The sequence below is a fragment of the Leisingera sp. F5 genome, from assembly GCF_001593695.1.
In genome coordinates this window covers 1-1,787 of record NZ_LUKH01000723.1, presented here as the reverse complement: position 1 = coordinate 1,787, position 1,787 = coordinate 1, and the positions used below count along the sequence as shown (strand labels likewise).

The following is a 1,787-nucleotide window of genomic DNA, read 5'->3' as shown; positions in this document are numbered from 1 at the left end:
AGGAGAACCATGTTCAGCTGGATCTGTCGGACCCGTCGGACACGATCAACGCGGTTGGCCAGATCCAGGAGCTGCTGGACGGCCGGCTGGACGCGCTGGTCAACAATGCCGGAATTTCACCTAAGGGGCCGGAGGGTGAACGGCTGAATACGCTCAACACCGATCTGATGGACTGGGGCAAGGTGTTTCATGTGAATTTCTTTGCCTCGGTGGTGCTGGCGCGGGGCTTGAAGGATGAGCTGGCTGCGGCCAAGGGATCGGTGGTCAATGTGACCTCGATCGCGGGCAGCCGGGTGCATCCCTTTGCTGGCGCGGCCTATGCCACCTCCAAGGCGGCGCTAGCGGCGCTGACACGTGAGATGGCGCATGATTTCGGGCCCATGGGGGTGCGGGTCAATGCCATCGCGCCGGGCGAGGTGGAAACCGCTATCCTGTCGCCCGGCACCGACAAGATCGTCGAGAAGCTGCCGATGCAGCGGCTGGGCCAGCCCGAGGAGGTGGCCTCGGCGATCTACTTCCTGTGTTCGGAAGGGAGTTCCTATATCTCCGGCGCCGAAATCGAGGTGAACGGCGCGCAGCACGTGTGAGCGCGCTGAACCGGGCGGCCTTGTTCCGGGCAGCGGTTCTGAATGTGCGGCAGAGCAATGGCTGCGCGGCGTCTCAAAGGACGCAAAAGACGCCGCGCAGCTGCCGGCTTTGCCAAAGACGGAACATAGCCGGTATCGGGCACGCACCGCGGTCCTTTTGCCGGTCGAACAGCGTCCTCAGGACAGAGAGACGCCATTGACCGGGGCCAGGGATGCAAATCCGCAGCACATGCCTGATAAGGCGCCCGCCGGTGAGGGACTGGCGGGCGCGTGTTCCAATGTCAGGACACCGCGCGTTTCAGCGGCGGCAGGTTGCCCAGCAGCAGCACGTCAAAGGCCAGCACCGCCAGCAGCGCCAGACCGGTCAGCGGGAAGGCCAGCGAGACCAGCACGGCAATCAGCGCAGCCCCCTTCCAGAACGGCATCTCTGCCGGTTCCGGCGGTGCGGCCAGGCGGCTGGCACCTGCGGGGCGGCGTTTCATCCACATTACCAGGCCGGAGACGCAGACAAAGATCACCGCAAGGCAGAACACCACATTCAGCAGAAAGCTCCAGGTGCCCATCAGCCCCATGTGGAAGGGGATGCTGACAGCCATCGCCTTGCCCGCCAAGGAGTAGTCCTCGTATTTCACGTCAGCGAGGATCTTGCCGCTGTACTGATCTATATGGATGGTGCGGTCGATGAAGGGATCGCCGCCATCGCCGCTCATGCTGTCGCGGTTGATGGTCCAGACACCGTTTCCACCACCGGGATACGCGAGGCGGAAGCGGCCCTCCATACCCAAGGCGCGGCCTAGGGCGATAATGCTGCCTGCATCCACCGCCTGGCCTTCAGGAACGCCGGTGATCCCGGCCTCGGATCCTGAGGCGGGCATCGGGGTCTGTTCCAGCGCCCAGGGCACGTCGTTGGTGGCGCCGTGGTTCATACTGGCGTGAATGTCGTCCGACAGGGGCACGTTGTCCCATTTGGCTGCCGGGAAGGTGCTCCAGGCCTGCACCATCTGGCCGCCCCAGATGCCGGTCCACGACAGGCCTGAGATCAGGAAGATCACCAGCAGCGCCGACATCCAGAAGCCGGTGACCGTGTGCAGGTTCTTCCACAGGGCGCGGCCCCTGGCGCGGAAGTTGGGGACAAAGGCACTGGCGGCATTGCCGCGCGGCCACCACAGGTAAAGCCCGGTCAGCACCAGCACGATGCCG

The 1,787-nt window shown here is 64.4% G+C and carries 2 protein-coding genes; one reads left to right on the top strand and one right to left on the bottom strand.

From position 1 onward, the window contains the following. On the top strand, positions 1–587 hold a 587-nt coding region (locus A2I95_RS35250), incomplete at its 5' end, for an SDR family NAD(P)-dependent oxidoreductase (protein WP_291737220.1). A 281-nt stretch (positions 588–868) separates the two neighbouring features. Here the strand turns inward: A2I95_RS35250 and A2I95_RS35245 are convergent. After that, positions 869–1,787, bottom strand: a 919-nt coding sequence (locus A2I95_RS35245) for a PepSY domain-containing protein (RefSeq protein ID WP_291737219.1), incomplete at its 5' end; no start/stop codon positions are given.